The sequence below is a fragment of the Nonomuraea sp. NPDC050328 genome (genome assembly GCF_044459405.1).
Classification (GTDB): Bacteria; Actinomycetota; Actinomycetes; order Streptosporangiales; family Streptosporangiaceae; genus Nonomuraea.
The window spans coordinates 47,439-55,643 of record NZ_JBITIW010000020.1 but is presented as its reverse complement, the minus strand read 5'-3'; the positions used below and the strand labels follow the sequence as shown (position 1 = coordinate 55,643).

The 8,205-nt window shown below is 73.0% G+C and carries 8 protein-coding genes; 6 read left to right on the top strand and 2 right to left on the bottom strand.

Annotated elements, in window-relative coordinates; genetic code table 11:
- Nucleotides 1-215 precede the first annotated feature (215 nt).
- Both ACIBG7_RS43405 and ACIBG7_RS43400 read right to left on the bottom strand, forming a co-directional pair.
- On the bottom strand, nt 216-473 hold the full coding sequence (locus ACIBG7_RS43405; RefSeq protein ID WP_397340129.1) for a GntR family transcriptional regulator: 258 nt from the start codon (nt 471-473) through the stop codon (nt 216-218).
- 371 nt (nt 474-844) lie between these two features.
- A complete protein-coding gene (locus tag ACIBG7_RS43400) occupies nt 845-1,624 on the bottom strand; it encodes a GntR family transcriptional regulator (RefSeq protein ID WP_397340128.1) in 780 nt (259 codons plus the stop codon).
- 88 nt (nt 1,625-1,712) lie between these two features.
- Here ACIBG7_RS43400 and ACIBG7_RS43395 point away from each other — a divergent pair, with 88 nt between their 5' ends.
- The 6 genes from ACIBG7_RS43395 (at nt 1,713) to ACIBG7_RS43370 (ending at nt 8,175) form a co-directional block, all read left to right on the top strand.
- On the top strand, nt 1,713-2,081 hold the full coding sequence (locus ACIBG7_RS43395) for a hypothetical protein (RefSeq protein ID WP_397340127.1): 369 nt from the start codon (nt 1,713-1,715) through the stop codon (nt 2,079-2,081).
- A 553-nt stretch (nt 2,082-2,634) separates the two neighbouring features.
- Nucleotides 2,635-3,606, top strand: coding sequence for a DUF2637 domain-containing protein (locus tag ACIBG7_RS43390; RefSeq protein ID WP_397340126.1), 972 nt, complete (start codon nt 2,635-2,637; stop codon nt 3,604-3,606).
- Entirely contained in the window at nt 3,603-5,027 is a 1,425-nt protein-coding gene (locus ACIBG7_RS43385; protein WP_397340125.1) for a hypothetical protein, read from the top strand. The genes ACIBG7_RS43390 and ACIBG7_RS43385 overlap by 4 nt, the downstream gene beginning before the upstream one ends.
- Nucleotides 5,028-5,079: 52 nt before the next feature.
- Nucleotides 5,080-7,422: a hypothetical protein gene (locus tag ACIBG7_RS43380; protein ID WP_397340124.1), complete on the top strand. Its 2,343-nt coding sequence runs from the start codon at nt 5,080-5,082 to the stop codon at nt 7,420-7,422.
- Nucleotides 7,423-7,609: 187 nt separating this feature from the next.
- The gene (locus ACIBG7_RS43375; protein ID WP_397340123.1) at nt 7,610-7,894 is read left to right on the top strand and encodes a hypothetical protein; all 285 of its coding nucleotides are present in this window, start codon (nt 7,610-7,612) and stop codon (nt 7,892-7,894) included.
- 68 nt (nt 7,895-7,962) lie between these two features.
- On the top strand, nt 7,963-8,175 hold the full coding sequence (locus ACIBG7_RS43370) for a hypothetical protein (RefSeq protein ID WP_397340122.1): 213 nt from the start codon (nt 7,963-7,965) through the stop codon (nt 8,173-8,175).
- Nucleotides 8,176-8,205: the final 30 nt, after the last annotated feature.

Here is an 8,205-nt window from a genome sequence, read left to right as displayed (position 1 = left end):
TCCTGCGGAGGCTCGGGGATTTGAACCCCGGATGGGCGGTAAACCCAAACCGCATTAGCAGTCCCCTGAGGCATGTGATCGATTGCCATCGACCATGATCTATTGCAGGCATATCGGCAGGTCAACCAGGTGACAACGTTGACGGTTAACGCCGAATGAAACCGGATGCGACCGGACCCAATGGTCCGGCAATGGTCCGGCAACCCGCGATGCCCCTACTCGCTGGGCCAGTCCTCGCGGCGCGCGACGAAGGTCCCGCGACCCTGGATGGTGAACACCCATCCCTCCTTTGCGAGCAACCGTGCCGCCGCCCGCGCCGTGTCCCTTGCGACGCCGTGCATCTCGACCATCTGGTTCTCCGACGGAATCGGCATGAGCGGCCGCAGCTCACCCCGGCGTATCTGGTCTCGCACGATCGCAGCGATCTGCTCGAACTTCGGAGTCGGATTGAAGTGGTCCACGGTCACGATCATGAAAATAGTGGGGCCTAGCCCCGGGTCCCTCGGGCCTTACGGGGACCCCAGGGGGCCTGAGGTACACAGGTTCCTCAGGGTCTCCTGAGTCTTCCGGGTCTACAGGGCCTACCGGGTAGACAGGGCTTTCACCTGCGACGTAGAGTGCCCGAACCCGGTCGCCGCGCGGCCCCACCGCCCGCGGCGGCCGGCCAGCTCGCGCTCCCTCTCGGCCTGTCCTTCAAGACGGCAACTGGCTGGAGTTCCAGGACGTCGGACAGTAAACGCCGGCGCTCCCCCGCGCATCTCACTTGGGGACTAGCGGGCCCCCGGACCTTCCCCGACCCGGGGACCCTGACGTCAGGCTACCCCGGTAGGCCGTGCTCGCCGGCTCAGGCCTTCCAGGTCTCCAGCTCCCCCACCGGCCCGGTGTACTCGAGGTCGGTCGTCTCTGCGGGGACGACGATGTCAGCGACCTCCACCACTCGTTCGCCGGCGAAGTAGGCGCGGTCGACGGTGAGGACGAGACTGCCTGCCGGAATCTTGAGCGCGGCAGCCTCGTGCGGCAGCGCCGGCCGGGCGCCCGGGCGTTCACGCCACCGGTCCACGAGAATCTGGATCTTGGCCATGCGGTGGGTCACGCCGAGGCCGCCGTAGGGCCCGCCTTCCGGGAAGGCGATGACGGTGCCCTTGGTGATCTCCAGCGGTTCATACGACGTCGAGTAGAGCCAGGGCCGTTCGTCGTCGGTCGAGCTGAAGGTGTAGATCGTGCGCATCACGTCGTGCTCTTCGCCCGGTTCCGGCAGGGCGAGCCGGGCCCGCACGCTGGGCGGTGCCTGCATCGTGTCGGAGCGATGAGTCCACAGGCCCTGGCGGCCCATCGTCTCCATCTCGGCGGCGAACGGTGACCCCGTCTCTCGCGGTCGGAACCACGAGCGGACGAGCGTGCGCCGCACCGGCCGCTCGCGCACGTACATGCCGGCGCCCGGGCGGGAGTCGAGGACCCCTTCGGTGGCGAGGAGCCGCGTGGCCTCCCTGATCACGCCCTCGGCGACTCCGTAGTCCGCCGCAAGCTCATGACGTGCACGAAGACGCTCACCTGGAGCCAGTTCACCGTTCTGGATACGCCGCCTGATGTCGGCCGCCACTCGCAAATACGACGGTTCGGTCACGCCATACAGCTTGACAGCCGGACATACGGCTTGCAAGCTGTGAGTACGGCACGGCAGCCGTATGTACGGCTTTCCCCTGGTGGTGACCATGAGCATTTGGACGCAGGACTACGCCCCGATCCCTGGCAGCACAGACGCTGCGGCCATGCACGCCCGCGCGATCACGGACCGGCACAAGCCCGGCTACGCGGCGCAGGCCGACACGATCGTGCGCGGGATGTTCGAGGTGGGCCTGGCCCACACCGGACACGACAGCAACCTGAACCTGATCACGACCGCGGACCGGGACTGGATCCGCTTCGAGCTGCACTACCCGAACGACCTGCCCAACGAGGTCGACCCGCCGACCGCGCACGCGACCATCTCCCGGCTGGCCAGCGCCTACGGCGAGGGGCCCACCGGCGGCGGGCGCATGATCTACGCCGAGCTCGGCTTCGAGCGGGCCGCAACGGCATGACCCTGAACGCGCCGATCCCCGGATCTATGTCCCCCGCACCGGAGGTCATCAGGTGCCAGTGGTGCACCGAGGTGATCGTGCTGAAGCGCTTCCTCTGGGAGCTCTCCCCGGACGCGCCATTTCGGCCAGGTCGGCCCCGAGCCGGTGAGTGCGCCAGCCGACCCCGGGGCGACGGCTACGGCATGCACCACCCCTGAGCAGCCCGGCCCGCTGACGTCACCTCTCAGCAGGCCGGGCGGGCGGCCCGTCGGGAAGGCGGCGGGTCGCCCATCCACTCCGGCTGCCGCAGCCGGACCGGCCCCGCCCGACCGGGCGGGCGGGGCCACCAGACTCCCGGCGCATCCCACACAACGCCGGGCAGGCCTCCCGCCCTGTGGCTTGGCCCGTTGCCACGAGGCTCGGGCGGGAGGCCACCAAAAGCCCCGGCGCGGGACTACTCCCTCTCCCGCGCCGGGCTCAACTTCAAGATCTGAAACGCCCTCGGCCAGTCGAATCTCACCTCGCTGGCCGAGGGCGCGAACACCCGATACCTGCGTACACAGGAGATCGAGCAGTGACACAGATATCCCACGCGGCCACGGCCGCACCAGAGAACGCACGTTCGACCGCGTCCGCCACCGCGGGCCAGCCTTCGCCGGAGCGGCGCGGCCGGTGGCGTGGCTGGCGACGGCGGGCGGCGCCGAAGACGTCGAGCGGCTCGCCGCAGCAGGCCGCCGCGCCGGTGAACGCCGGCCGTCCGCCGCGCGCCGGGCAGGCGGCGGGAGACCGGCGCATCCGCCGCTCCTCGGTGGTCACCATCCTGCTCGTCGCGACCGTCGGCACAGCCATCAGTTCCTGGCACGCCTACGAGCTCGTCCACGCGGCCGGTGAGCCGATGGCGGTGGCGCTCGGCTACCCGCTCCTCATCGACGGCGTGATCTTCATGGCGAGCATGAACATTCTGCAGGCGGCCAGGAGGGGCCGGGACTCGGCCACCGGCCGGCCGGTGCTGGCGTGGCTGACGCTGTTCGTCGGCGCGCTGGTCACCCTGGCGGTCAACGTGGCCTACGGCTGGGACCGCGGCCTGGTGTCGCAGCTCACCAGTGCCATCCCGCCGCTGGCCGTCATCGTCTCCTACGAGCTGCTCATGAAGCAGATCCGCCAGGCCGCCGCCGACGCTGAGCAGATCGAGGTCGTCGACCCGCCCGCCGGCAGCCACCCTCAGCCACCCGCCGGCGCGGTGGCTGAACCCGCAGCCACTCCGGCGCCGGTCGCCCGCACCCTGGCTGACGCGGTCTTGGCCGCCCGTGCCGAAGGCGCCTCCATCCGTGGTCTGGCGGCCGCGTTCGAGACGACCCGCAGCCGGGTGGAGAAGATCATTCGCCAGGCTGAGGGGGACGACGACGAAGCGGCCGACGAGGACGCCCCGGCCGCGGTCGAGGAGTTGATCGAGCAGATCCTCGACGACCACGAGCAGCCACCCGTCAACGGTGCCGCGGTGCCCGGCGCGCGGGTGGCGCGCTCCGGGTTGGGCGGCGGTGTATGACTGCCCCGGCAGGCGACACCCGCAGCCACACGCCCGACACCTCCCCGCCGGACGACGTCGAGCCGTTCGACGACGACCAGGAGGAGGCGGCCGGCGCGTCCGCCGACGGCCCGCAGGACGCGGACGCGGGCGAGCCGCTCGCGCTCGGCACACCTGCTGGGCAGCTGGCCGCGGGCGCCGGCGCCACGGTGCTCGTGGGCGGCTGGGCGCTGTGGGAGCTGGTCGGCCCGCTCGGGCTGGCCGTCGGCGGAGTCACCGCCGCGGCCGGCGCCGGCGGGTACGGCTACTGGCGATGGCGTAAGGCGCACCCGCGCAGAACCTCCCCGGCGTCCACGACCGGCGGGGGCGGCCGCGGCCGCGGCTCGCCGCCGCCCTTCCGGCTCGGCAAGTTCAGCTCACCGTTCAGCCGCCCCGGCAGCCGTCCAGGCGGCCGGGGCTCGCCCCCGTCCGGCACCAGCCGGCGGATGACGTTCGGCGGTCCTGGCCGGGGCGGCCGGCCCGGCACCGGACTGTCGGCCCTGCGCACCGGTCCCGGCTCGCGCACCAAGCGCGGCGGCGACCGCGCCCAGCGCCGCGGCGACCGCACGGACCGCGCCGGCCCGGCCGGTCGGCGCGTGCGGTTTCGCGATCGGGGCCGCCCCGACGCCGGCGGCCGCGGCCGAGGGGCGTTCCGGCCGCGACTCGACGGGCGGCCCCCAGGCGGCCGCAGCGGCCACAGGGGCCCGCTGCGCGCCGCCTTCAACAGTGCCCGCCAGCGCGGGCGAGCCATCAACACCGAGTGGACCGGCGCCACGCAGGCGCTGGCCCGGTCCGGGGCCCGCCAGGCCGGCCGCTTGTGGCGCTGGCTCTTCCGCAAGGGCCGGGCCTGGAACTCCGACACCACCGAGGCCGGCGCCCGTCTCGGCCAGCTCGCCGCCGCCCTGCTGCGCCGCCACGCCGCAACCCGTGCGGCCGACGCCGGGGCGGACGCCGAGGCCGCCGGCGCTCAGCCCGGCACAGAGCCGAGCCCGGCCGCGCAGCCGGCGACATCGCCGGCCGGTGACGCCACCCCAGAGACGACTACCGAAGGAAGCAAGCGCATGACCACCGCGAACACGTTCTTGATGGCAGCCCAGGAGATGCCCACGGCCGCGGCCGCATGGGACACCGACGACATGATGGACATGGCCGCCATGGCCGACCAGCTCCATGAGGTCCCGCTCGCCTGGGCCACCGCCTTCCGCATCTGGGCGGGCAAGCTCATGGAGGAGTACCCGTGCCACCCCGACGTCGTCGAGCGCATCCAGGACACCTACACGGCCATCGCCCGCCTCGGTAACGACATGACCGAGGTCGCCACGCTCTTCCGGCTCAAGCACGAAGAGGACATCGCGCGCAGGCTCCACCCGCGCCGCGGCGAGGCGAAGTGGAACCACCGCTGACCGGCCCACTGACCTGGGTTACCCGTCCGCGCACGCCGACCGAGGGGGCACGGTGAGCACGAAGAAGACCATGCAGCAGCCACGCGCCGACTGGGGGCTGACCCCGCGCGGGCCCGGCGGCGCCGCGGCGCTCAGCGGGTTGACCCTGGCCGCCGCCGCGGTCGTCGGCGGTCCGATGTTGGACGTCCCGGTGGTCTGGCCCATCGCCGCCACCACGGCGGGTGCCGCGCTGACGTACCTGACCGGGCGCGACCTCGCCCGGCGCACCCTGGTCTGGCGGCTGGCCGCCCGGCTGCTGGCCGGCGGCTGGCTCACCTGGGCGCTGCTGACCGACCTCTGGGCGCCGGAGCCGTGGCTGACCCTGGTGGGCCTGTCGACCGCGGGCGGCATGACCTACACGTGGGCCAGCTACCCGGGCGGGCGCACGAACCGGCACGGCCACCAGGCCGGGCTGCTCGGCAACGTCGCGCTGCCCGTGACCGGCATCCCTCGCCGCGACCAGCCGCTGGCCGAGGAGTGGGTGCGCCGCATCCAGCGCGTGGCCCGGGTGCGGGTGCGCGTCACCGGCATGCAGACCTGGGGCAACGGCGGCGGGTTCTCCCTGCAGCTGCGCCTGCCGGACGACGGCACGAGCCTGGACACGATGGACGGCTACGCCGTACGCCTCGCGGCCTCGGCCGACCTGCCCGCCGGCTGCAACGTCGAGTTCCGCGGCGGCGGCAGCAAGCGCAGCGTCTGGATGGACGTGGCCACGGTCAACCGGCTGGTCGAGGACCTGGACTATCCGGGCGACCACAGCCCGCGCTCGATCCTGGACGGCATCACGCTGGGGCTGTGCCGCAACGGCGACCCGCTGACGCTGCAGGTACGGCAGCCGCGCACCATCGTGGTCGGCACCACCGGCTCGGCGAAGACCGGCACCCTGCACGCCGCCACCGCGGCGCTCGGCCGATGCGAGGACGGCCTGACCTGGCAGATGGACCTCAACGGCGGCAACGTCTCCATCCCCTGGCTGCGCCCATGGCTCGACGGCCACACCGACCGGCCGGCCATCGACTGGGCCGCGTGCTGCGCCGAGGAGGCGCTGCTCATGGCCGATGCGAAAGTGCGCATCGCGCTGGAGCGCAAGACCGCCTACGCCGCCCTGCGCCTGGCCTCCGACGAGGACAAGCTGCCCATCAGCCCCGCCGTTCCGCAGATCACCACGATCCTCGACGAAGGCCACGAGGTGCTGTCCGACAGCATCCGCGACCCGATCCAGCGGGAGATCCGCAAGCTGATCGAGAAGACCGCCCGCATCGGCCGAGCCGAGGCGGTCACCTACCTGCTGTCGACCCTGCGCTCCATCTCCGGCACCCTCAGCACCGACCTGCTGAACCTGATGCACAACCGGCTGTTCATGGCCGGCGGCGAACAGAAGGAAGCCAACTACCTCTACGACTACGCCAAGGGCGTCAACGTCCAGGACCTCGCCGGCCCCGGCAGCGGGTTCGCCCGCCGCTTCGGCAGCCCCGAGGTGCGGTCCTGGAAGGCCTACCGGCTCAAGCCCGCCCGAGACATCCGGCCCGCGAGCCTGGCCGTCAGCGGCATACGGCCCGAGCTGGACGCACCCTCAGCCGCCGCGGCCGGGGACGCGTACGCCACCCGCCTGGACCGGATGCGCTGGTGCTTCTCCACGCCCGAGGAGCGCGAACACCTGACCCCGCCGGCGCCGGTCGAGCTGCCCGGCCTGTACGAGCCGACCGGCGAGCCGCTGGTCTGGCACCCGGCGCTCACCCACCCGCCTGCCAGCCGCTCCCAGATGGAGCCGCGGCCAGAGCCGGGCAAGCCGGTACGGCAGGCCGACTCCGAGCGGCACCTGAGGCTGCTGCGCGGCGGCGCCACCGCCGGCTGGGAGGACCCGGCCGCCATCGCCGCCCGCGCCCGGGCCGAACGCGTCGCCTCCGGCGCGGCGCCGATGCCGCGCACCGCCGCCGCGACCGCCACCGTGGTGCACGCCGAGCAGGTCCTGCAGCTGGCCGTCGCCGGGCAGGAACTGCCGGAGATCGTGCGGCGCGTGCTCACCGCGCTCGGCAAGGCCCGCGACGGGCGCCTGCACAGCGAGGTCCTGGCCGCCCGCGTCGGCGTCGACAGCAAGGCCGAGCTCGCCGAGCTGCTGCGCCCGCTCGGCCTCGCGCCGCTCCCCAACAGTTTCGAGCGCGGTGGCAAGAAGCGCCGCGGCTACGACCTGGCCGACGCCCGGGCGTGCGCCGACCGCATCGCCGCCGGCGAGCAGGAGGTGCCCGACCACATCGCGGCGTGGCCCGACGTCGACCAGACCGACGACCAGACCGACGACGTGGTCGACGCCGAGGTCCTCGACGGGTCCCCCGGGGACCCCGACGAGGAGACCTGAGTCCCCCGGGGACCCCCGGGGACCCCCACACCGCGCCCGGCCAGCACCGGGACGCCCGAGCAGGCACTCGCCCGGGGGGCCGGGGGACCCCCAGGGAACCCCCGCGAGCACGCCCCCAGCGGCCGCACGCACCCCTCCTGGAGGGTCCCCCAGCCCCCCAGCCCGACCGACCGAGCAGGAGATCGCCATGCAGGACCGACGCAACACCCATCCCCTCACCGGCGCCGGCTGGGCGCTCGCCTGGCTGGAGACCGTCCTTGCCGCTGCGAGCACCATCGCCGGCGCGATCCTCGCCGGCCGGGCCGAGTCGCTGGCCGCGGCCGCCGTGCTGAGCCTCGCCTGCGTGATCTGCTTCGTGGTCACCGTGGGCGCTCTGCTGATGGCGATCACACGCTCCCGCTCGGCGGTCACCTTCCGCGTGCTGCCGTACATGGGCTTCGCAGGACTCCTGGCGCTGCACCTGGTGTCCTAGCCGGCATCGCGCACCTGGGCGCCAGCGCACCTGACACGCTCACGTACCATCACCGGATGGTGTTCGACGTGCCCACTAACGACGGCTGGCTGCCAGACCCGGAACCTCACGACAAGGCGACGTGCAGGCATTGTGCTGCCCGGATCGAGGCGCTGCCGGCACCGCCCAGCGGGGCCTTCTACTGGGCGGCGGTCGAGCCGCAGGCGGGCGTCCTGCTCCCGAACGAGTGCCCGAGTTTGCCGCGCGGGGAGAGCTCGTTCGGCCGGCACGAGCCCGCATAGTCCGGCTCGGCCCGGCGGGAACCGGACAAC